Origin of the sequence: Streptomyces sp. NBC_00028, from assembly GCF_045041065.1 — a bacterium.
GTDB lineage: Bacteria > Actinomycetota > Actinomycetes > Streptomycetales > Streptomycetaceae > Streptomyces.
This window is the reverse complement of sequence record NZ_CP108293.1, coordinates 3,780,349-3,802,848: the sequence shown is the minus strand read 5'-3', so window position 1 is coordinate 3,802,848 and position 22,500 is coordinate 3,780,349. Positions and strand designations below refer to the sequence as shown.

The 22,500-nt window shown below is 70.0% G+C and carries 21 protein-coding genes; 8 read left to right on the top strand and 13 right to left on the bottom strand.

Annotated elements, in window-relative coordinates:
* Nucleotides 1-13 precede the first annotated feature (13 nt).
* From OG885_RS16685 to OG885_RS16670, 4 genes are all read left to right on the top strand, one after another.
* A complete protein-coding gene (locus OG885_RS16685) occupies nt 14-982 on the top strand; it encodes a LysR substrate-binding domain-containing protein (protein WP_405731802.1) in 969 nt (322 codons plus the stop codon).
* 178 nt (nt 983-1,160) lie between these two features.
* Nucleotides 1,161-2,072: a MarR family transcriptional regulator gene (locus OG885_RS16680; RefSeq protein ID WP_405731799.1), complete on the top strand. Its 912-nt coding sequence runs from the start codon at nt 1,161-1,163 to the stop codon at nt 2,070-2,072.
* A gap of 42 nt (nt 2,073-2,114) precedes the next feature.
* Entirely contained in the window at nt 2,115-2,510 is a 396-nt protein-coding gene (locus OG885_RS16675) for a roadblock/LC7 domain-containing protein (protein ID WP_399948767.1), read from the top strand.
* Nucleotides 2,511-2,514: 4 nt separating this feature from the next.
* Complete coding sequence (locus tag OG885_RS16670) at nt 2,515-2,943, top strand: hypothetical protein (RefSeq protein ID WP_399948765.1); 429 nt, start codon at nt 2,515-2,517, stop codon at nt 2,941-2,943.
* 53 nt (nt 2,944-2,996) lie between these two features.
* Here the strand turns inward: OG885_RS16670 and OG885_RS16665 are convergent, their stop codons facing one another.
* The 5 genes from OG885_RS16665 to OG885_RS16645 all read right to left on the bottom strand — a co-directional run bounded on the left by OG885_RS16665 (nt 2,997) and on the right by OG885_RS16645 (nt 7,802).
* Entirely contained in the window at nt 2,997-5,297 is a 2,301-nt protein-coding gene (locus OG885_RS16665; protein ID WP_405731795.1) for an ABC transporter permease, read from the bottom strand.
* Nucleotides 5,298-5,332: 35 nt separating this feature from the next.
* Entirely contained in the window at nt 5,333-6,019 is a 687-nt protein-coding gene (locus OG885_RS16660; protein ID WP_405731792.1) for an ABC transporter ATP-binding protein, read from the bottom strand.
* Complete coding sequence (locus OG885_RS16655; RefSeq protein ID WP_329335181.1) at nt 6,016-6,540, bottom strand: PadR family transcriptional regulator; 525 nt, start codon at nt 6,538-6,540, stop codon at nt 6,016-6,018. The genes OG885_RS16660 and OG885_RS16655 overlap by 4 nt, the downstream gene beginning before the upstream one ends.
* Before the next feature lie 105 nt (nt 6,541-6,645).
* Nucleotides 6,646-6,873: a hypothetical protein gene (locus OG885_RS16650; protein WP_126274120.1), complete on the bottom strand. Its 228-nt coding sequence runs from the start codon at nt 6,871-6,873 to the stop codon at nt 6,646-6,648.
* On the bottom strand, nt 6,870-7,802 hold the full coding sequence (locus OG885_RS16645; protein ID WP_405731787.1) for an SPFH domain-containing protein: 933 nt from the start codon (nt 7,800-7,802) through the stop codon (nt 6,870-6,872). Before OG885_RS16645 ends, OG885_RS16650 begins: the two co-directional genes overlap by 4 nt.
* A gap of 248 nt (nt 7,803-8,050) precedes the next feature.
* On the opposite strand from OG885_RS16645, the gene OG885_RS16640 reads away from it, so the two are divergent.
* Entirely contained in the window at nt 8,051-10,351 is a 2,301-nt protein-coding gene (locus tag OG885_RS16640) for a transglycosylase domain-containing protein (RefSeq protein ID WP_405731784.1), read from the top strand.
* Nucleotides 10,352-10,420: 69 nt separating this feature from the next.
* On the opposite strand, the gene OG885_RS16635 is transcribed toward OG885_RS16640, so the two are convergent.
* From OG885_RS16635 to OG885_RS16620, 4 genes are all read right to left on the bottom strand, one after another.
* Nucleotides 10,421-12,478 carry a SpoIIE family protein phosphatase gene (locus OG885_RS16635; protein ID WP_405731781.1) on the bottom strand — a complete coding sequence of 686 codons (2,058 nt, stop codon included), beginning with the start codon at nt 12,476-12,478 and terminating at the stop codon, nt 10,421-10,423.
* 304 nt (nt 12,479-12,782) lie between these two features.
* On the bottom strand, nt 12,783-13,475 hold the full coding sequence (locus tag OG885_RS16630) for a DUF402 domain-containing protein (protein ID WP_405731778.1): 693 nt from the start codon (nt 13,473-13,475) through the stop codon (nt 12,783-12,785).
* Nucleotides 13,476-13,547: 72 nt separating this feature from the next.
* Nucleotides 13,548-14,933 (bottom strand): class II fumarate hydratase, encoded by a 1,386-nt coding sequence (locus tag OG885_RS16625; protein WP_405731775.1) that lies wholly within the window; start codon nt 14,931-14,933, stop codon nt 13,548-13,550.
* Between the two features lie 241 nt (nt 14,934-15,174).
* A complete protein-coding gene (locus OG885_RS16620) occupies nt 15,175-16,842 on the bottom strand; it encodes a fumarate hydratase (protein ID WP_405731772.1) in 1,668 nt (555 codons plus the stop codon).
* Nucleotides 16,843-17,010: 168 nt separating this feature from the next.
* Between OG885_RS16620 and OG885_RS16615 the strand changes: the two genes are divergently transcribed.
* Together OG885_RS16615 and OG885_RS16610 are read left to right on the top strand one after the other, a co-directional pair.
* On the top strand, nt 17,011-17,700 hold the full coding sequence (locus tag OG885_RS16615) for a DUF1707 domain-containing protein (RefSeq protein WP_405731769.1): 690 nt from the start codon (nt 17,011-17,013) through the stop codon (nt 17,698-17,700).
* A 174-nt stretch (nt 17,701-17,874) separates the two neighbouring features.
* A complete protein-coding gene (locus OG885_RS16610) occupies nt 17,875-18,252 on the top strand; it encodes a WhiB family transcriptional regulator (RefSeq protein ID WP_405731767.1) in 378 nt (125 codons plus the stop codon).
* A gap of 170 nt (nt 18,253-18,422) precedes the next feature.
* On the opposite strand, the gene glpX is transcribed toward OG885_RS16610, so the two are convergent.
* Nucleotides 18,423-19,457 (bottom strand): class II fructose-bisphosphatase, encoded by a 1,035-nt coding sequence (gene glpX, locus OG885_RS16605; RefSeq protein WP_329335160.1) that lies wholly within the window; start codon nt 19,455-19,457, stop codon nt 18,423-18,425.
* A gap of 126 nt (nt 19,458-19,583) precedes the next feature.
* On the opposite strand from glpX, the gene OG885_RS16600 reads away from it, so the two are divergent.
* A complete protein-coding gene (locus tag OG885_RS16600; RefSeq protein WP_405731764.1) occupies nt 19,584-20,117 on the top strand; it encodes a DUF4245 domain-containing protein in 534 nt (177 codons plus the stop codon).
* A gap of 58 nt (nt 20,118-20,175) precedes the next feature.
* On the opposite strand, the gene OG885_RS16595 is transcribed toward OG885_RS16600, so the two are convergent.
* From OG885_RS16595 to xseA, 3 genes are all read right to left on the bottom strand, one after another.
* Entirely contained in the window at nt 20,176-20,766 is a 591-nt protein-coding gene (locus tag OG885_RS16595; RefSeq protein ID WP_405731761.1) for a malonic semialdehyde reductase, read from the bottom strand.
* 211 nt (nt 20,767-20,977) lie between these two features.
* On the bottom strand, nt 20,978-21,220 hold the full coding sequence (locus OG885_RS16590) for an exodeoxyribonuclease VII small subunit (RefSeq protein ID WP_399948738.1): 243 nt from the start codon (nt 21,218-21,220) through the stop codon (nt 20,978-20,980).
* Nucleotides 21,221-21,229: 9 nt separating this feature from the next.
* Nucleotides 21,230-22,438, bottom strand: a complete 1,209-nt coding sequence (gene xseA, locus OG885_RS16585; RefSeq protein ID WP_405731757.1) for an exodeoxyribonuclease VII large subunit — start codon at nt 22,436-22,438, stop codon at nt 21,230-21,232.
* Nucleotides 22,439-22,500: the final 62 nt, after the last annotated feature.

The following is a 22,500-nucleotide window of genomic DNA, read 5'->3' as shown; positions in this document are numbered from 1 at the left end:
AGGGGAGCTATCGGTGACCGTGAGTGGCGTCGGGGCCAAGAGGCGTCAGCCCAGCCTCGCCCAGCTGCGTGCCTTCGCCGCCGTCGCCGAGCATCTGCACTTCCGGGACGCCGCCGCCGCGATCGGCATGAGCCAGCCCGCCCTGTCCGGCGCGGTCGCCGCGCTGGAGGAGACCCTCGGGGTCACGCTGCTGGAGCGCACCACCCGCAAGGTGCTGCTCTCACCGGCGGGCGAGCGGCTCGCCGTACGCGCGAGAGCGGTCCTGGAAGAGGTCGGCGCGCTCATGGCGGAGGCCGAGGCCGTACGGGCCCCCTTCACCGGCGTACTGCGGCTCGGTGTCATCCCCACCGTCGCGCCCTACCTCCTGCCCACCGTCCTCCAGCTCGTCCACGACCGCTATCCGCACCTCGACCTCCAGGTGCACGAGGAGAAGACCACCAGCCTCGTCGACGGCCTCACCACCGGCCGCCTCGACCTGCTTCTGCTCGCCGTCCCGCTCGGGGTGCCCGGAGTCGTCGAACTCCCGCTCTTCGACGAGGACTTCGTGCTCGTCACACCTCTCGATCATCCGCTCGGCGGACGCGAGGGCATCGCGCGCGAGGCGCTGAAGGAGCTCAACCTGCTCCTCCTCGACGAGGGTCACTGCCTGCGCGACCAGGCCCTCGACATCTGCCGCGAGGCCGGACGCGCGGACGCCCCCGTCACCACCACGGCCGCCGGACTCGCCACCCTGGTCCAACTCGTCGCCGGCGGGCTCGGGGTGACGCTGCTGCCGCGGACCGCGGTCCGGGTCGAGACCTCCCGCAGCGACCAGCTCCGCACCGCCTCCTTCGCCGAACCCGCCCCGGCCCGCAGGGTCGCCCTCGCCCTGCGCACGGGCGCGGCGCGCAGCGCGGAGTACGGCGAACTGGCCGCCGCCCTGCGGGAAGCGCTGCGGTCCCTGCCCGTACGGGTGCTCGACCGACCGGAGAAATTCACCTGAGGTTCGTTCAAATGAGCGCCGAACACAGCGAATTGCGCGGCGCCGTATTTCAAATTCCGTCAGGTGGAGGCAGCTAGGAATACGCCGCCCGACATATGCCCTACGGCTGATACACATACCCCCCTCAGTGCTACGCGCCAGGCGTATGTGCGAAATGCCAGGGGGAGTGATGGCGGGCATGCGGTACTCCCTCGACCGCGTCGGCTACGACCTTCTGGCGCACGCCCTGCACCGGTGCGGGCGCGAGGAGTTCACCGGGCGGCTGCACGTGGCCGGGGCGCCCGGCGGCACCCTTCATCTGCGGGCCGGGCTGGTCGTGGGCGCCGAGAGCCCCGGCGCGCCGGGACCGGAGGCGCTGCTGCTGCGCTCCGGGCGGGTCAGCGGCGAGCAGTGGGCCGAGGTGGTACGGGAGTCGGGCGGGGCGCGCTGGCCCGCGACCGGGCTGATCGGGCGGGGCTACGCCGGATCCGCCCAGCTCAGGGTCGTCTGTGTGATGGCGCTGCACGACGCGGCCTTCGCGATCGTCGCCGGCCGGGTGCACGGCTGTGAACGCGTCGCCGAGGCCGAGCCGTTCGCCACCGTCGCCGTGGGCGAGACCTGCGTACGGCTGCTCCAGGACGCCACCCGCCGGCTCGCCGCCCTCTCCACCCTGCCCCACCCCCTGCGTCCCGACCGCGAGCGTCCGATTCCCGTCCCCGGCGCCGACGTGGGCCCGCTCACCCCGCTGCAACGTGTGCTCCTCGATGAGGCGGACGGTCGTAGCACCGCACGGGACCTGGCCTTCCGTACCGGTCGCGGGGTCTACACGGTGACCGTCGAGATCGCCCGGATGCTCGCCGACGGGCTGCTGGAGTGCCCCGACGCACCGGTCCCGATCGCGGTCCGCCCGCCGCCCGACGGCCAGGGCGTCCGGCAGCGGAAACCGGCGCCGGTGTCGTCGGCGCCGCCCGCGGCGGTACCGCCCGCCGTGCCCGACGCCCTGCCTCGAAGACGCCCCGGTGCCAGCGGTATCGCCGAAGCTCTCGCCCCGGACCGCACCGGAGTGAGCTGGAAAGGGTTCTTCCGCCTACGAAACGGAGCCCCGAAATGAAGAAGCCGAACAGATGTGAACAGAAACAGGGGAGTTGATTACATGGATCGCGAAGCACTGGCCCTGGAAATGCGGGGACTACGGGAACAGGTCACCGGTATCACCGACACCGCCGTGGCCGCCGCCGACGGGCTGCTCATCGCGGCCGACACCGCCGACTCGATCGACCCGGAGGGCCTCGCCGCCCTCGCCGCGGCCGGTCTCGGCCTCGCCCGCCGCACCGTGGGCGCGACCGACCGCGGCACCCTGCGGCGGACGGTGACCTACGGCAGCCACGGCTGTGCCGCCTTCTACGCCGTCGGCGACACCGCGCTCATGGTCGTACTCGGAGACGAGGGGATGGACGTGGACGGCCTGCACCGGGCCAGTCAGCCGGCGCTGGACCGGATCGACACGATCCTGAGCGCGCCCGCCGAGAAGGCGGCGGAAGGAGTCTGAAGGGATGGCGACGAAGCGTATGACCCCCGGTTTCTCCGACCAGGTGATGGGCCTGGTCAAGTCCCTCCGTACCGATGCCCCCGACTGTGTGGCCGCGGGCATCGTCGACATGTCCACGGGCATGCTGCTGTCGTACGAGACCGTCGACAACCATCCGCCCGAGGTCCTGGACCTGCTGGCGGGCGCGACCCTCGACCTCTTCCAGGGCCGTACGGTCGTGATGATCGAGGATGTCTTCAAGGAGCGGCGCGGGATCAGCAGTGACAACCACTTCTTCCAGGAGATCCTCGTCAACAGCGAGAACCTCACCCACCTGTTCGTGCGGCTGACCGAGCAGCAGGACGTGGTGGCCGTGGTGGTGTGCCGCAAGTCGGTCAACGTGGGCATGCTCTTCGCCCAGGTGCGGCGCGTGGTGCGGGAGTACAGCCTCTGAACGCAGGGAAGAGGGGCCCCGAGCGGGGCCCCTCTCCTCACTTCATTCCTTGCTCACTCCGTGCGCAGTCCGTCCGGCCGCATCAGCCGCAGCAGCGGCGGCAGGCTGAGCAGGGTGACCGCGAGGACGACCGCGGCGCCCGCGCCCGTCATCTGGAGCACGCTCGTCCAGTCCACGGACACCGGGGTGGCCGTCATCTTCAGCAGGACGACGCCGAGCGTCAGCCCCACCGCCGCGGCCAGCAGCAGCCCGAGGCCGATCGGGATCGCCGTCTGCCACAGCACCGACAGGCTCAGCGTGGAGCGCCGGGTGCCGAAGGCGATCAGGGACGACAGCAGCTTCTTGCGCTCGCGCAGCTGCTCCAGCTGGGAGACCAGCAGGCTCGCGCCGATCAGCATCAGCACGCACGAGGCGCCGACGAACAGTCCGCCGCGGATGGCGGCGTAGTTCTCGTTGCGGTCGATGTTCGTGAACTGGTTGGGCTCCTCGTACGGGTCGAGGCGTGCCGCCGTGTTGCGGACGTGCTCGCGGGCGTCCGGCACCGATGTGTCGAGCCGCAGGAACAGCTCGGTGGTGAGCATCCGCTGGGCACCCGAGGGCAGTGCCGCCGGGGTCATCAGCAGGCCGGCGCGGCCGATCCGGGTCGAGTCCTCCGTGGGCCGGACGTCCTTGACGTCCTTCGGGACGGTCCAGGCGAGCGGTTTCGTCGCCGGGTCGTCGTCGGAGTCGTCGAACCAGAGGGTCTTGCCGTGCTTGACCACGTCGGTCGTCTCGTAGTCGTAGGCGTCGCCCTTGAGGAGGAACACGTCGCCGTCCCGGCAGGAGGGGAGCTTCGCGACCTCGCGGAGCGAGGCACAGCTGCCGACGGAGACGGGGGCGAAGTGCTGGGGGTCGGTGCGGGTGTCGCCGAGGTAGCTGTCGGAGATGTCGTAGACGTGCTCGACGCCGCGGGTCGTGGCGAGCTGCTTCTCGGCCGTGGCGACCGGGGTGCCGCCCATCACGCGCACGGACATCTCCGCCCCGGTGGCGACGTTCTCGTTCTTCCGCTCCGTGTACTGGCCGTCGACCCCGGCGAACAGCATCTGAAGGGCGATGGCGCCGGCCACCGCGACGGCGATGCCGTTGACCATGCGGGCCGCCGTGCCGCTGCTCAACTGGAGTCGGCGTACGGCCAGTTGCCAGGCGACCGGGCCCGCGCCGAGCCGGGAGACGACCGCCTCGACGATCCAGGGCAGCAGCGCGGTCACGCCGACCAGCAGCAGCATGACGCCGCCGACGGTGAGGTACTGGTTGAAGTTCCCGCGGTCGTTGCCCTGGCCGATCATCGGGTAGAGCATCGCGAGCCCGCCCACCGGCAGCAGCAGCCGCCACCACAGCCGGCGCCGCGAGGGCTTCGCCGTCCGCACCACGCCGAGCGGCTCGATGACGACCCCGCGCAGCGCGAGCTGGGTGACCAGCACGGCGGCGGCGGGCACCGCGACGGCGACCAGCAGGGCCAGCAGCGGAGAGGGGTTGAGATAGCTGGGGAAGAAGCTGTAGTCGAACAGCTCGACGGAGCCCGCGATCTCGCGCCCGATCATGAAGAACCCGGCACCCAGGACCAGACCCACCACGGCCCCGGCCATCGCCTCGCCCGCCGCGACCCGCCGGGTCATCCGGGCGTCGGAGCCGACCAGCCGCAGCGCGGCGAGGCGCCGGTCGCGCCGCTCGCCGCCGAACCGTACGGCCGCGGCGATGAAGACGGCGACGGGCGTCAGCAGCACCGCGAAGACGACGAGGATCAGCAGCAGCAGTACCGGATCCAACGGATCGGACGCCGGACTCGGCTCCCCGAACCGCTTGATGCGGTCCACGTTGCCGCCGTCGATCTTCGGCGCGAGCCCCTCGGCGCCCCGGTAGAAGGCGAGTTCGGCCGAGCCGATCAGCCCCTTCTCCCCGATGGTGCCGACGATCCGCTGCGGCAGCCGCTCCCGCAGCAGCTTCCCGTCGGCGGAGTCGAGGAGCTTCTTCAGCGCGGGGGAGACCACCATCTCGCCCGGCGCCGGGAAGTCCGAAAGCCCCGGCGGCAGCGGCGACTTGGATCCCTCGGGCTCCAACTCCCGCCCACGCACGCTCTTGTCGTGGTAGGTGGTGGTGACGTACCCGACGACCAGGGTGTCGTCGGCCTTCTTGATCCGGGTCGCGCTGTACGACATGTCCTGCCGCGCGGCCTCCCGCTGGTCCCGTACCGACATCGCGTTCGGGATCGCGGTCGTCAGCAGCAGCAGCGCCACCCCGAGCCCGACCCCGACGGCCGTCAGCAGGACCCGCACCCAGCCCTCGCGTCCCCCCGCGAACGCGAATCTGACCCCCATGGCCAGATCTCGCACCCACTGTCCCCCTGGTGAACTCATACGATCCGCTCCATGTCCCGGGACTTGCCGTCCCGTACGACGATCTCGCGGTCGGAGTAGGCGGCCACCCGTGCCTCGTGCGTGACCAGCACGACGGCCGCGTTGGTGGACCGCGCGGCTTCGGTGAGCAGTTCCATCACGCGCTCGCCGTTGAGCGAGTCGAGCGCGCCGGTCGGCTCGTCGGCGAACAGCACACGCGGGCTGGTCACCAACGCCCGCGCCACGGCGACCCGCTGGCCCTGACCGCCGGAGACCTCGCCGGGCCGCTTCTTCCGGAGATCGTCGACCTCGAGGCGCTGCATCCACCCGAGGGCGGTCTTCTCGGCCTCCTTGCGGGAGGTGCCGGTGAGCCGCAGCGGCAGCGCGACGTTCTCCACGCAGGTCAACTCGGGCACGAGCTGGCCGAACTGGAAGACGAAGCCGAACTCGGTGCGCCGCAGTTCGCTGCGCTGGGCGTCGTTCATGGTCGCCATCTCGCGGCCGTTGTACGTGATCGAGCCCGAGTCGGGCGTGACGATCCCGGCGAGACAGTGCAGCAGCGTCGACTTGCCGGAGCCGGAGGGGCCCATCACGGCGACGACCTCACCGGGGTGGATCGAGAACTCGGCGCCGTCCAGCGCCAGGGTCGGACCGTACGCCTTGCGCAGGTTGTCGGCGACCAGCAGGGAACCGGCGGGAGTCACTTGGCCACCACCTGCGCCAGCTTGTCGAGGCGCGCGGCGGTGAGCTCCAGCCAGCGCAGATCGGCTTCGAGGTGGAACAGGGCGTGGTCGCAGATGAGCTGGTCCGCGAGGTCCCCCTTCCGCTTCCGGTCGGTGAGGATGCGCATCATCCGCAGATGCTCCGAACGCTGGGTGTCGAGGATGTCGGCCGCGTCCCGGTGCGTCAGCAGCGCGAGCACGATCTTGGTGTAGAGGGTCGACTGCAGATACGGCTCGGGCTTCTCGGGCGTCGCGAGCCACTGCTGTACGTCGGTGATCCCGGCCTCGGTGATCGCGTACCGCTTCCGCTCGGGCCCGCCGCCGGGTTCGATGCCGTCGACCTCGACGAGGCCGTTCTTCAGCAGCCGGGACATCGTCGAGTAGACCTGGCCGTAGTGCAGCGGCCGGTCGTGACCGAACTTCTCGTCGAAGGCCCGCTTCAGGTCGTAGCCGTGGCGGGGCCCGGACTCCAGGAGTCCCAGGAGGGTGTGACCGATGGACATGGGGAGGACTGTACACACGGCGTATACCCGCCGTGTATACGCGGAGTGTGTAGAGGGCTGCGGGAAGCGTGAAAACGCAGGTGAGAGCCGATTGTCACGGTTCTGCTACTGCGTCGGCGGCCTTCCCCGGCGGGGAATCGGCTTGGCCTCGCCCGGCAGCCGGCCGGCGTCCGCGAGGGCCTTGCGCAGCAGGAACTCGATCTGCGCGTTCGCCGACCTGAGCTCGTCCCCGGCCCAGCGGGCCAGCGCCTCGTACACCGACGGGTCCAGCCGCAGCAGCACCTGCTTGCGCTGCTGCGGCCGCCGAGCCTTCGGCGTGGACTCGTCCGTCACTGGTAGAGGGTCCCGGTGTTGAGGACGGGCTGGGCCGCGCGGTCCCCGCACAGCACCACCATCAGGTTCGACACCATGGCCGCCTTCCGTTCGTCGTCCAGCTCGACGATGTCCTGCTCGCTGATCCGGGCGAGCGCCGCCTCCACCATGCCGACCGCCCCGTCCACGATCTGCCGGCGCGCCGCGACGATCGCCCCCGCCTGCTGCCGCTGGAGCATCGCCGAGGCGATCTCGGGAGCGTACGCGAGGTGCGTGAAGCGGGACTCGATGATCTCCACCCCGGCGGCCTCCACGCGCGCGTGCAGTTCGAGCGCGAGTTTCTCGGTGATCTCCTCGGCGTTGCCGCGCAGCGAGAGGCCGCCCTCGTCATGGGCGTCGTAGGGGTACTCGATCGCGATGTGGCGGACCGCCGCCTCGGTCTGCGTCGAGACGAACTCGAGGTAGTCGTCGACCTCGAAGGTGGCCTGCGCGGTGTCCTCGATGCGCCACACCACGACCGCGGCGAGTTCGATCGGGTTGCCGTAGGCGTCGTTGACCTTCAGGACGGCCGTCTCGTGGTTGCGCACCCGGGTGGAGATCTTGGTCCGCGAGGTGAAGGGGTTCACCCAGCGCAGTCCGTCCTGCCGGATCGTCCCCCGGTAACGGCCGAAGAGCTGCACGACCCGCGCCTCGCCCGGCGCCACCGTGTTGAGCCCGCACATGGCGAGGAAGGCGGCGAGAGCGACCAGGATGCCGCCGACGATGAGCGCCGCCTTTCCGCCGGTCGACGAGACCGCCGTAGCGCCCGCAATCATTCCGGCCCCGGCGAACAGGCCCAGCAGGCCGAGCAGCAGGGCGACTCCGCCGCCGATGCTGTGCGCGGCGAACTCTCGCACGCGTGGGGCGGGCATCGCGGGTACGTCGGCGATCGTGTCGTCGTGGGTGGTCATGGGGATCCCCCGTTCTCGTACGGCATAGCTTTGGTCTAGCTAAGTGATATCACTTTAGCCCACCAGGGCAACCTTGGGCAGCCCTCGTACGTCGGTTCCATAGGAACGGGTGCTGATTGTCACGTCCGCAAAAGGCCGGATCGGCAGCCCTTTGTCACATCTCCCGGTGTTAGCTTTCTGAGCTGACCTGAGCGGCGAACCTGTGTGACAGACGCGTACACATGAACGAAGCGGAGCGGAACGGGCCCATGGGACGAGCGGAAGAAAGACGAGCGCGACAGCGCGGCGGTCGACGTGCCGCGCCCAAGCGCCGTTCGTCGCAGGCGACCGGCAGCGCGAGCGTCGGCGCCGGCGCCGGGGCGCGGAAGAGTCTCATACGCAGGCTCTTCACCTGGAAGAAGATCCTGGGCACGTTCCTCGGCTTCTGCCTGCTCGGCATCGGCGCCTTCATCGTGCTCTACATGATGGTGGAGGTGCCCGAGGGGAACGCCGACGCCCAGCTCCAGAGCAACACCATCAAGTACAGCAACGGTGACGTCCTGGTCCGCGACGGCAAGGTGAACCGCGAGAACGTGGAGCTCGCCAAGATCCCCAAGAAGGTGCAGCTCACCTTTGTCGCCGCCGAGAACAAGAGCTTCTACCAGGACTCCGGCGTCGACCTGAAGGGCACCGCCCGCGGTCTGCTCAACACGCTGTCCGGCAAGGGCAAGCAGGGTGGTTCGACGATCACCCAGCAGTACGTCAAGAACTACTACCTGACCCCGGATCAGACGGTCACCCGTAAGCTCAGGGAGCTGGTGATCTCGCTCAAGGTGGACCGTCAGAAGTCCAAGGACGAGATCCTAGAGGGCTACATCAACACCAGCTACTACGGCCGCGGCGCCAACGGCATCCAGGCCGCCGCGCAGGCCTACTACCGCGTCGACGCCGACAAGCTCAGCGTCGAGCAGGGCGCCTACCTCGCCGCGCTGCTCCAGGCGCCGAGCCAGTACGACTGGGCGGTCGCCTCGGACTACAGCAAGAAACTGGTCCAGCAGCGGTGGAACTACGTCCTCGACAACATGGTCGAGGAGGGCTGGCTGGACGCCGGCAAGCGCGCGGACATGAAGTTCCCGAAGCCGCTGAAGCAGAAGGCCGAGGCCGGGCTCAAGGGGCAGAAGGGCTACTTCGTCAAGCTCGCCAAGCAGCAGCTCGTCAAGCAGTTGATGGCCGACGACGGCCTCACCGAGGACGAGGCGCAGGCTCAGATCGACAAGGGTGGCTGGACCATCACCCTGAACATCGACAAGAAGAAGCAGGCGCAGCTGGAGAAGGCCGTCAAGACCCAGCTCACCGACAAGCTGGACCCGGACAAGCGGACGGTCGACAAGAACATCCAGGCCGGCGCCGTCTCCGTCGACCCCAAGACGGGCAAGATCGTCGCTCTCTACGGCGGCGCGGACTACATCAAGCACGACTACAACAACGCCAACCGCGAGGACTACCAGCCCGCGTCGACGTTCAAGCCGGTCATCCTGGCCGCCGCCCTGGAGGAGGGCGCCGAGACCCAGGACGGTGACAAGATCACCGCGAACACGGTCTACGACGGCACGAGCAAGCGTCCCGTCGAGGGCAGCGACATCGCCTTCGACCCGGAGAACGAGGACGACACCGACTACGGCGACGTCACCGTCCAGACGGCGATGAACAAGTCCATCAACTCCGTCTTCGCGCAGATGGGCGTCGACGTCGGCATGGACAAGGTCCTGAAGACGGCCGAGAAGCTCGGCATGGACACCGGCGACCTCAAGGGCCTGCCCGCCTACACCCTGGGCACGATGGGCGCGAGCCCGATCCAGATGGCCTCCGTCTACGCCACCCTCGACAACCACGGCAAGCAGGTCACCCCGACCATCATCAAGTCGGCCGAGCGCAACGGCAGTGAGGTCGAGATGTCGGACCCGATCGGCGAGCAGGTCATCAGCCGGGAGACCGCCGACACGGTGACCTCGGTGCTGACCGGCGTGGTCGACGACGGTACGGCCAAGACGTCCGTCCGCGACAACCCCCTGCGCGACGGTCAGGAGGTCGCGGGCAAGACGGGTACGTCCGACGACAACAAGTCGGCCTGGTTCACCGGTTACACCCCCGACCTGGTCACCTCGGTCGGCCTGTTCGGCGAGAACCACGCGAAGCCGGGACAGGCCAAGATGTACGGCGCCGGCGGCTTCGACCGCGTCAACGGCGGTGGCTTCCCGGCGCAGATCTGGGCGGCGTACATGTTCGGCGTGACCTCCACGTCCGCCGAGTTCGACCTGGACACCGACCAGGGCGCGGCCGTCGAGCCGACGTACACCCCGACGCAGACGCCCAGCCGGACGGCGACGCAGACGCCGACGGAGGAGCCGACGACCCAGGAGCCGACCACCGAGGCCCCGACGACTCAGCCCGCGACGCAGACGCCGACCCAGACACCCACCCAGACGCCGACGCAGACACCCACCCAGACGCCGACGACGAGGCCGCCGACGGACGACACGGATCCGCTGGATCCCGGGCTGGATCAGTAGCCGCGGGAAGACAGAAGGGGGCGCCCGGTTCTCACCGGGCGCCCCCTTCTCCGTGTCCGCCTCGCGGGGTCAGCCCCCGCGGTTCAGCTCGAACCAGACGACCTTGCCGGTGCTCAGCCGGGTCGCCCCCCACCGCCGGGCCAGCCGGTTGACGAGGTACAGCCCGCGCCCGCCCTCGTCGGTGGCCCGCGCCTGCCGCAACCGGGGCAACTGAGGCACGTCGTCACCCACTTCGCAGCGCAGCACGTCGGTCCGCAGCAGCCGCAGCGTGACCGGCCGCGACGCGTAGCGCACCGCGTTGGTGACGACCTCGCTGACCAGCAGCTCCACCGAGTCGCTCATCTCCTCCATGCCCCAGCGCGACAGGGCCCGCCGGGCCAGCCGCCGGGCACGGCCGGGGGCCGCGTCCTCCGGCTCCAGGAACCAGTACGCCACGTCGCTGGGCGCGATCCCGTCGAAGCGGGCCGCGAGCAGCGCGATGTCGTCGTCCCGGTCGCCGGGGCCGAGCATGTCGAGCACCTCGTCGCAGAGGGCCTCAAGGGGTGGCGGATGATCAGGGCCGGTCAGCTGCGCGGTCGCGGCGAGCTTCTCGCGCAGCTGCTCTATGCCGGTCCACACGTCCCGCAGCCGGGACTCGACGAGCCCGTCCGTGTAGAGGAGCAGGGTCGCTCCGGCCGGGGCGTCCAGTTCCACCGCCTCGAAGTCGACGCCGCCGACACCGATGGGCGCGCCAGGGGGCACCCGCAGCACCTCGGCCCGGCCACCGAGGTGGAGCAGGACGGGCGGCGGATGGCCGGCGTTGGCGATGGTGATCCGGTGCGAGACCGGGTCGTAGACGGCGTAGAGGCAGGTCGCCATGCGGTCGGTGCCGAGCCGCTGCGCCTGCTCGTCGAGGTGGTGGAGCACCTCCTGGGGCGGCAGGTCGAGCCCGGCCAGCGTCTGGGCGGTGGTCCGCAGCTGGCCCATGATCGCGGCCGAGGTCATGGAGTGGCCCATGACGTCACCGACGACCAGCGCCACCCGGCTGCCCGGCAGCGGGATCGCGTCGTACCAGTCGCCGCCCACGCGCGCGGTCTCGGCGGCCGGGAGATAGCGCGAGGCCAGCCGGACACCCGTCGGGCGCGGAAGGGTCTCCGGCAGCATCGTGCGCTGGAGTTCGTCGGCGATGTACGCCTCGCGGCCGTACAGCACCGCCTTGTCGATGCCGAGCGCGCTGTGCGTGGCGAGCTGGGCGGCGACCAGCAGGTCGTCCGGCTCGAAGGCGATGCGGTCGGGGCGGCGCAGGAACAGCGCGGCACCGATCACCCGGCGCCGGCCGCGCAGCGGGGCGAGGATCGCCCGCTGTCCCGCCGGAACGATCAACTCACCGCCCTCGCCGAGCAGTTCCGGCAGCGCGGCGCGGGCCGCGGGGGAGTCCGTGAAGACCGGACGGACGCCCCGCAGCACCTCGGCGAGTGCGCCTCCCGCCCGTACCTCGCACAGTTCGGCGGTGACGGCCGACAGCTCGGTCAGCTCCGTCGGTTCCGGCTGGAGCGCGGGCGAGACGAAGCCGCCCTCGGTGTCCCGCTCCTCCGGGATGCGGTCGGTGCGGCGCAGGCGCAGCACCAGCGGGCCGGTGGGCCGCTCGTCGCCGACCGGCAGCGGGTCGCGCAGATAGACCAGGATCGCGTCGGAGAAGGTCGGCACGGTGGCCCGGCACAGCCCCATCACGATCTCGTCGAGGTCGATGCCGCGGGCGATTCGTCGGGTCGCCGCGCCCACGAAGCGCAGCCGGTCCCCGTCCCGTCGCATCGGCGTGGGCCGGCCGGGCTGCACACCCTGTCCGGTGCGGCGCTCACCGGCCGCGGAGTCGCCGCCGCCCTGGGCCGGGATCGTGTCGGGGAGTTCGGGCACGGGCCTCGGCCGGTGGGTGTCGGGCTCGGCGGCGACGGTGGGCTGGGAGTGCTCCGGGTCGCTGCCGGGCTGCGGTGTGGTCATGTCAGGTCCGGGGGCAGGCGTCTCGCCGGCTCGGGCTTGTGCCGGTAAGGCGCCCGGCGGGGGCGTGGAGGCACGCAGGAGCGCCCCGCGAGGGTCCGCGGGGTCGGGGCCCGTCTGTGGGCGTTCGAACGAGGTGGGCTGCTCCGTCACGCGTGTCGATTCCGTCCGTTGGGGGCTGCGCGCCGCGCGTGCAGTTCGTCCCGCAGAAATGCCGATACCCGGATTGCCTGCCCCAGGAACGGAATTCCCGCGTGGTCAGCGGCCGTTCCTGTGCCACGGCCGCACCGTCCGACCCTGGGGCCCGCGTCGTCCGTGTGGCCCTCGTACCCCTCGATCACGTCCTGCCGCCCCTCGGTGACGAATGGTCAAGCTCAGTGCACGCTCCGGTAGTTGCCACCGCGCGCTCTTGCGGAGGACGATCCTACGTTTGTTGCCCGGGGGCGCATCAAGGGTCTCATGAGGACACGTGCGCGGGCGTACGGTCCCAGTCTTCCGGGAGCAACGGTACGGCCCAGGACGGATCCGGGCGCCAGTGCTGCCAGCCGTCCGCGTACGGGCGTCCCCAGGAGCGGATCACCTCGACCGCCGAACGGCCCGCCTGGCGCACCTGTTCGGCGAGGTGGGCGTCCATCAGCCCGTCCCGCTGGGCCTGCGCGAACTCGTCCTCGTCGCGCCAGTGCCAACTGCGGTCGGGGTGCACGGAGATGTCGAGAAAGTGGTCCTCGGAGTCGACCCCGCCGTCCCAACGCGCCAGCGGGGTCTCCAGGTTCACGTACCAGTTCTTGAACTGCCAGCCCGGCTCCCAGAACAGCCACACCGACCAGGGTTCACCGGGCCGCGCCAGTTTCAGCACCCCCGTACCGAACCAGCGGTCGCGCTGGACGGTACGGGGCTTGGTGTAGCGGGTCTCCAGCGGCTCGGCGTGCACCGGGGTGCCGTCGGCGAGCACGGGCTTCACACACTCGGTGCCCGGCGCCATCCACACGGCGAGCAGGTCGTGATCGTCGCGCACGACGGTCACCGGGCGGGCGATGTGGACATGCTCGCCGCCGTTCTCCCGGTAGCGCCACAGGATCTGGGCCCCGGGCTCCCAGAAGGACGCCGACGGACCCGCTTCCGCTGCTCTCACCGCTCCACCCTCTGCCATGCACAGATATTAGGTGCCCTGGGCATACGACGCTGCGGCACGCGTCACGGTTCTACGGACCTGCGTCTCTTGTTACGGACGCGTCATCCGCAGGACATCCAGCGCTTCGTCGAGCTGTTCGAGGGTGAGGTCGCCCCGCTCCACATACCCACCCTCCAGGACGACTTGACGAATGGTCTTCCGCTCCGCGAGCGCCTTCTTGGCGACCTTGGCGGCCTCCTCGTACCCGATGTACTTGTTCAGCGGCGTGACCACGGACGGTGACGACTCGGCGTACTCACGCGCGCGTTCCCGGTGCGCGACGATCCCGTCGACGGTGCGGTCGGCGAGCAGCCGCGACACGTTGGCGAGCAGCCGGACGGACTCCAGAACGTTCTTCGCGATGACCGGCAGCATCACGTTGAGCTCGAAGTTCCCGGCGGCGCCGGCGGTGGCGACGGTGGCGTCGTTGCCGACGACCTGCGCGGAGACCATCAGAACGGCCTCGGGAATGACGGGGTTGACCTTCCCGGGCATGATCGACGACCCGGGCTGAAGGTCGGGGAGGGAGATCTCGGCGAGCCCGGTCCTGGGCCCGGAGGCCATCCACCGCAAGTCATTGGCGATCTTCGTCAGCCCGACCGCGATGGTCCTGAGCTGCCCGCTGGTCTCCACGATCCCGTCCCGGGCGCCCTGCGCCTCGAAGTGGTCGCGGGCCTCGGTCAGCGGCAGCCCGGTGGCGCGGCCGACCTCCTCGATGACGGCGGCGGAGAAGCCGGGCGGCGTGTTGATCCCGGTCCCTACCGCGGTCCCGCCGAGCGGCAGTTCGGCGAGCCGGGGGAGCGAGGCGTAGAGCCGCTCGACGCCGTACCGCACCTGAGCGGCATACCCCCCGAACTCCTGCCCCAGGGTCACGGGCGTGGCATCCATGAGATGGGTCCGCCCGGACTTCACGACATCGGCGAACTCCTCCGCCTTACGACCGAGGGAGTCGGCGAGATGCTCCAGGGCGGGGATCAGATCGCGGGTGACGGCGGCGGTTGCGGCGATGTGGATGGAGGACGGGAAGACGTCGTTGGACGACTGCGAGGCGTTGACGTGGTCGTTGGGATGCACGTCCCGCCCGAGCCGCTGGGTGGCGAGCGTGGCGATGACCTCGTTGGTGTTCATGTTGGACGAGGTCCCGGACCCGGTCTGGAACACGTCGATGGGGAAGTGCGCGTCCCACTCCCCACGGGCGACCTCCTCGGCCGCCTCCTGAATCGCCTCGGCGACATCCTTGTCGAGCACCCCGAGCCGCGCGTTCACCTTCGCGGCGGCCCCCTTGATCCGCGCGAGCGCCTCGATGTGCGCCCGCTCGATCCGCTGCCCGGAGATGGGGAAGTTCTCGACGGCCCGCTGGGTCTGCGCCCGCCACTTGGCGTCCACCGGGACGCGGACCTCACCCATGGAGTCGTGCTCGATGCGGTATTCGCTCATGCCGGGTACAGCGTTCGGGAACGCCACGATGTTCCGGACGCTGGGCCGAACGGAGACGGGGGCCGCCGGCGACGGACGAGGCCCTGCCGCATCACTCAGCCCGTCCGGCGCTTGAGGACGAGGCCCTTCGGGCCGATGGGCCCGGGGCGGAGCCCCGACGGGGTCGAAGGGGCGGAGCCCCTGGGGGTGGGACGGGTAGGGGCGGCGGGGGCGAGCATCGTCCCCGCCGTACCCGGGGGTGTTACGCCAGGCCAGGTCCCCGTACCGGGATCGAGGTGAACGTCGGTGCGGGTGCCGGGTCCTGGAAGAAGTCGTTGCCCTTGTCGTCGACCACGATGAACGCCGGGAAGTCCTCGACCTCGATCTTCCAGACCGCCTCCATGCCGAGCTCCTCGTACTCGACGACCTCGACCTTCTTGATGCAGTCCTGGGCGAGACGGGCGGCGGGGCCGCCGATGGAGCCGAGGTAGAAACCGCCGTGGGTGTCGCAGGCGTTGGTGACCTGGGCGGACCGGTTGCCCTTGGCCAGCATGACCTTGGAGCCGCCCGCCGCCTGGAACTGCTCGACGTAGGAGTCCATGCGGCCGGCCGTGGTCGGGCCGAAGGAGCCGGACGCGTAGCCCTCGGGCGTCTTGGCGGGGCCCGCGTAGTACACCGGGTGGTCCTTCAGGTACTGCGGCATCTCCTCACCCGCGTCGAGCCGCTCTTTGATCTTGGCGTGCGCGATGTCACGGGCGACGACGAGCGGGCCGGAGAGCGAGAGACGGGTCTTGACCGGGTACTTCGTCAGCTCCGCGAGGATCGACTCCATCGGCTGGTTGAGGTCGATCTTCACGACGTCGCCGGCCTCGTCGAGGTGCTCGTCCGTCGTCTCCGGCAGGAACCGCGCCGGGTCCGTCTCCAGCTGCTCCAGAAAGACACCCTCGGCGGTGATCTTCGCGACCGCCTGGCGGTCGGCCGAGCAGGACACGGCGATGGCGACCGGGCAGGACGCGCCGTGACGGGGGAGGCGGACCACCCGTACGTCGTGGCAGAAGTACTTGCCGCCGAACTGCGCCCCGATCCCGATCTTCTGCGTCAGCTCGAAGACCTTCTCCTCCAGGTCCTTGTCACGGAACCCGTGGCCCAGCTCCGAACCCTCGGCCGGGATCTCGTCCAGGTAGTGCGCGGAGGCGTACTTGGCCGTCTTCAGGGCGTACTCGGCGCTCGTACCGCCGACCACGATCGCCAGGTGGTACGGCGGACAGGCGGCCGTACCGAGCGAACGGATCTTCTCCTCCAGGAACTTCATCATGGAGGCCTCGTTCAGGACGGCCTTCGTCTCCTGGTAGAGGAACGACTTGTTGGCCGAGCCGCCGCCCTTGGCCATGAAGAGGAACTTGTAGGCACCGCCGTCGGTGGCGTACAGCTCGATCTGGGCGGGCAGGTTCGAGCCCGTGTTCTTCTCGTCCCACATGGTCAGCGGGGCCATCTGCGAGTACCGCAGGTTGAGGTTGAGGTACGCGTCGTAGATGCCCTTGGACAGGGCCTCCTCGTCGCCGCCGGACGTCAGGACATTCTGGCCGCGCTTGCCCATGACGATCGCGGTGCCCGTGTCCTGGCACATCGGCAGGACGCCCGCCGCCGCGATGTTCGCGTTCTTCAGCAGGTCAAGCGCCACGAACTTGTCGTTGCTCGACGCCTCGGGGTCGTCGATGATCCGGCGCAGCTGGGCGAGGTGCGCGGGGCGCAGATAGTGCTGGATGTCGTGGATGGCCTCTTCGGCGAGCTTGCGCAGCGCCTCCGGCTCGACCCTGAGGAACGTGCGCCCGTCGGCCTCGAAGGTGGAGACACCCTCGGAGGTCACCAGCCGATAGGGGGTGGTGTCCTCTCCCATGGGGAGCAGATCGGTGTACGCGAACTCAGGCATCTCAGCCCATTCCTCACTCGACAGACGACGGCCGGCCTCCATTGGCGCAGGCCTCACCAGCGTAGAACCTGTCGGACGCCCGAAGTTTGTGAGGTAAGGCTCAGTTGGTCGGGGTCAGGTTTTCCACAGGCCTAGTCGCGATCTATCGCGTTTGGGTACGCTGCTGCCGTGGACCTTGAGAAGCAGACCCCGACCGCTGCCACCACCGACCTGCGCGCCTCCGACGCCGACCGCGACCGCGTCGCGGACATCCTGCGCGAGGCGCTCGCCGAGGGGCGCCTGACCGCCGACGAGCACGCCGAGCGGGTCGAGGGCGTGCTGGCCGCCAAGACCGTGGGCGAGCTGGACGTCTTCATCCGGGACCTGCCGGCCGCGCATGAGCGCCGGGAGACGGCGACGTACTCCGTGGCCCCCAACCGCCCGACCACGGGCGCCATCCCGGTCGACCCCGACGAGAACGTGGTGGCGGTGTTCAGCAGCGCCGTCCGCAAGGGCCGCTGGCGCGCGGGCCGCCGTATCCACGCGTACGCGGTCTTCGGCAGCGTCGAGATCGATCTGAGCGAGGCCCTCTTCGAGTACCGGCAGGTCGTCGTCAAGGCGATCTCGGTGTTCGGCACCATCGAGGTCCGCGTCCCGGAGAACGTGTCGCTGCGCGGCACCGGCGGCGGCGTCCTCGGCAACTTCGAGGTGCACACGCTCGACGCGGCCGACCCCGAGGCCCCGGTGGTCTACGTGGACGGCTGGGCCGTCCTCGGCAACATCGAGGGCAGGGCCCGGCGCGGCAGGCTCGTCGCGGACATTCTCGATCGCGTGCAGCACAAGGTCGACCGGAGTTTGCGCAAACACCTGGATCGTTGACGGTTGTGAATCCACCCCCGACCGGAGGGGGTTGGTCCGCTCGCGGACCGCTCCGGGGGCGTCCGCGGTCCACCAGGAATCCAGCGGTTCGGAACTCAGTGCATAGGCACGCGCACAGCGGGTAGGCCTTGCTGCATCGTCTCTCGCTCGCGAAGCCGTCGTCAGGAGTAGACCGTGCTGCAACCGCCGCATTCGTCCCTGCAGGTAGCTGCTGTTCCGGCTCAGCGGGTGCCAGTGCGAGACAGGGACCAAGACGCACCATGGCACACCGAGGCGGTGTGCCGCCGCGACGAGGCCGGCCTGTTCTTCGCCCCCTCCAAGGAACCCACCGCGGCCCGGCTCTCCCGTGAAGAGGCCGCGAAACGGGTCTGTGCCCGCTGTCCCGTCATGGTCGAGTGCCGAGAGCACGCCCTCCTGCAACCAGAGCCCTACGGCGTCTGGGGCGGCCTGACCGCAGCAGAACGCCGAGTGGTCCTCGCCAGGAGGCGCCGCCGCGACATGGAACTCAAGAAGACGGCCAGGACACCGGACCACATAGCGCAGGCAGGCTGAAGACAGCCCGCACGTAAAAAGGGGCGCTCCCTCCGCACCGGGAGCGCCCCTCGCTTTTCTACTTACGGAGTGTTCATGCTGTTAAGGGGCGCGGGGAACTGCGCGACCGGCCACAGCGAACCCGCGGCCGCCGAACCACAGAACCCCCCGAACCCGTAGGCGCCGTCTCCCTACTTGGCCCGATCAAAGTCAATCGCGCTGTAAGCCCGCAGCTTGCTGAGCCGGTGCTCGGAATCGATCCTCCGCACCGTCCCCGACTTCGACCGCATCACGATCGAGTCGGTCGTCGCGGTCTCCGACCGGTACCGCACACCCCGCAGCAACTCCCCGTCCGTGATCCCGGTCGCGACGAAGAACACGTTGTCCCCGGCGACCAGGTCGTCGGTCATCAGCACCCGGTCCAGATCGTGCCCGGCGTCGATCGCCCGAGCCCGCTCCTCGTCGTCCTTCGGCCACAGCTTGCCCTGGATCGTGCCGCCCAGGCACTTCACGGCGCAGGCCGAGATGATGCCCTCGGGCGTGCCGCCGATGCCGAGCAGCATGTCGACGCCGGTGCCCTCGCGCAGCGCGTAGATGGAGCCCGCCACGTCACCGTCGGAGATCAGCTTGATCCGCGCGCCGGCCTCCCGGATCTCCTTGATGATCCCCTCGTGCCGGGGCCGGTCGAGGATGACGACCGTCACGTCCTCGGGCGTGGACCGCTTCGCCTTGGCGACCCGCCGGATGTTCACGGACACCGGCGCGTTGATGTCGACGAAGTCGGCGGCCTCGGGGCCGGTGACCAGCTTGTCCATGTAGAACACGGCGGACGGGTCGAACATCGACCCCCGGTCCGCGGCGGCCAGCACGGAGATCGCGTTCGGCATGCCCTTGGCGGTCAGCGTCGTGCCGTCGATCGGGTCGACGGCGATGTCGCACTCGGGCCCGGTGCCGTCACCGACCCGCTCTCCGTTGAAGAGCATCGGCGCCTCGTCCTTCTCGCCCTCGCCGATGACGACCACGCCGTTCATCGACACGGTGGAGACGAGGGTCCGCATGGCGCGCACGGCGACACCGTCGGCGCCGTTCTTGTCCCCGCGCCCGACCCAGCGGCCCGCGGCCATCGCGGCGGCTTCGGTCACCCGGACGAGTTCCAGGGCGAGGTTGCGGTCGGGGGCCTCGGAGGGTACTTCGAGTTCGGACGGAAGATGATGATGCTCGGTCATCGGAGCGCACCTTTCTGATACGACGACGGCCGGATGAGGGTTCGATCCTCGACTCTATCGTCAGTCCGACAAAATGAGCAGGGGACCCCACGGATGAGCGGCCCGGGCACCTGCGACGATGGGGGCGTGGCAGGTTCGAATGGCAAGAGCGGCAAGCAGAAGACGGTCCGGGACATGGTGCTCTCCCTGGCCCTGATCGGTCTCATGGCAGGTGTCATCTACCTGTTCATCCCGCACGACGACTCCGAGCCCGACGTGAAGCGGGTCGACTACCGCGTCGAACTGCTGACGGCGCGCCGCGCGGCCTCGTACCCGGTGCTCGCGCCCGAGGGCCTGTCGGCCGACTGGAAGGCGACCTCGGTCCGCTACGACGGCGCCGATTCGGAGACCTGGCACCTGGGCTTCGCCACCCCGGGCGGGGAGTACGCGCAGGTCGAGCAGTCGGCGACGCGGAAGGCGGGGGCGTTCATCGACAGCGCCAGCCAGGGCGGCGAGGAGACGGAGACCACCGCGGAGATCGGCGGCCGCACCTGGACCCGCTACGACGGCGGCCGCTACGACGCGCTCGTGTACCAGGGCGACGGCGCCACCACCGTCGTCGCGGGCACCGGCGGCTATGACCAGCTGGCGCAGATGGCGAAGGCGCTCCAGGCGAAGTGACCCCACGCGCACGAGAAAGGCCCCCGGAAGCCGGGGGCCTTTCTGCTGTTCAGGCGGGTCAGACCGTGGTGACGACCTCGTTGTAGCCGAGGCGCGGCGAGCGCGGGTAGGAGGCGTTCTCGCCCGGCTTGCCGATGTTGACGACCATCAGCGGGGTGTGGTCGTCGTCGAGGAACTCCTTGCGGACGCCCTCGTGGTCGAAGCCGGTCATCGGGCCGGCGGCGAGACCGGCGGCGCGGACGCCGACGATGAAGTACGCGGCCTGGAGGGCGGCGTTCATCCTGGCGGCGGACTCACGGGCCGGACGCTCGCTGAAGAAGACGTCCTTGGCCTGCGGGAAGGCCGGGAACAGGGTCGGCAGCTCCTCGTGGAACTCGTTGTCCGCGGAGAGGATCGCGACCAGGGGCGCGGTGGCGGTCTTGGGCTGGTTGCCCTCGGCCATGTGCTGCACCAGGCGCTCGCGGGCCTCGGCCGAGCGGACCAGGGTGATGCGCAGCGGGGTCTGGTTGAAGGCGGTCGGGCCGAACTTGACCAGGTCGTAGATCGCCTGGATCTGCTCGTCCGTCACCGGCTCGGCGGTGAAGGCGTTCGCGGTGTGGGCCTCGCGGAACAGCAGGTCCTGGGCAGTGGGGTCAAGAACGAGAGACATGCGGGGAACCTTCTCGTGGCGACGTCGGGCCCGGGGTGCCGGACCGGCTGACACATATGACTCTACGCGATTTAGGTTGAAGCTTCAACAAAAAGCGGGGCGTGGTGATCCGCTTCACAGATCACGCAGATCACGCAGAACGCACCCGATCACGCAGAACGCACCCGATCACGTAGATCACACCCGATCACGCAGATCGCAACAGGAAACCTCAGTCGGAGTCCTCGTCGTCCCCGGAGCCGGCTTCCTCCTCCTCGGCCAGCGCCGCGTCCAGCCGCGCCCGCGCCCCTTCCAGCCACCGCCGGCACACCTTGGCCAGCTCCTCGCCGCGCTCCCAGAGCGCGAGGGACTCCTCCAGCGTCGTACCGCCAGCCTCCAGCCGTCGCACGACGTCGATCAGCTCGTCCCGCGCCTGCTCGTAGCCGAGCGCCTCATCCACCTTGCTGCTGGTCATGCGCCCACCCTAAGAGTCGACTCGGACAGTGAACTCACCCTCGGACACCCGCGCCCGCAGCACCTCGTCGCCCGTGACCTCCTCCGGGTCGCGCACGACGTGCCCGTCGGCCCTCTGCAGCACCGCGTACCCCCGCTTCAGGGTCGCCGCGGGGGAGAGGGCCACCACCCGCGCGTGCGTGTGCGTCAGCTCGGACTCGGCACGGTCGAGGTGGTGCCCGAGGCAGCGCCGGGTCCGGTCGACCAGGGAGGCCACCTGGTCGGCGCGCTCGTCGATCATCCGGTGCGGGTCCTCCATCGCCGGCCGGGCGAGCGCGTGCGCGAGCCCGCGCTCTTCGCGCTCGACGATCCCCACGACACACCGCCGCGCGCGGTCCCGCAGCATCCGCACCCGCTCGAACTCCTCGCCCACGTCCGGTACGACCTTCTTGGCGGCGTCGGTGGGCGTGGAGGCCCGCAGGTCGGCCACGTAGTCGAGGAGCGGGGTGTCCGGCTCGTGCCCGATCGCGGACACGACGGGGGTACGGCAGTCGGCGACGGTCCTGATCAACTGCTCGTCGGAGAACGGCAGCAGATCCTCGACGCTGCCTCCGCCCCGGGCCACGATGATCACGTCCACGGAGTCGAGCGCGTCGAGCTCCTTGACGGCCTGCACCACCTGCGGCACCGCGTGCACGCCCTGCACGGGCACGTTGCGCACCTCGAAGCGGACGGCGGGCCACCGATGGCGGGCGTTCTCCAGCACGTCCCGCTCGGCGGCCGACGCCCGCCCGCACACCAGCCCGATGAGCTGCGGCAGGAACGGCAGCGGTTTCTTCCGGTCGGTGGCGAACAGCCCCTCGGCGGCCAGCGTCTTCTTCAACTGCTCAAGGCGCGCGAGCAGTTCACCGACGCCCACGGGCCTTATCTCGGCGGCCCGCAGCGACAGCTGCCCCCGCGGCGCGTACCACTCCGGCTTCGCCAGGACGACGACCCGCGCGCCCTCGCTCACCACGTCGGCGACCGCGTCGAACACCTGCCGGTAGCAGGTGACGCTCACGGAGATGTCGTACGACGGGTCGCGCAACGTCAGGAAGACGACACCGGCGCCGGGGCGGCGGGACAGCTGGGTGATCTGGCCCTCCACCCACACGGCCCCGAGCCGGTCGATCCAGCCCCCGATGAGCCGCGACACCTCACCGACGGGGATGGGGGATTCCGCGGACGTGTTCACAGCCATGCCGGTGAGCGTAACCGCAGGCACCGACATCGATGCGGCGCGCAGAGTGTCTCAACGGATCG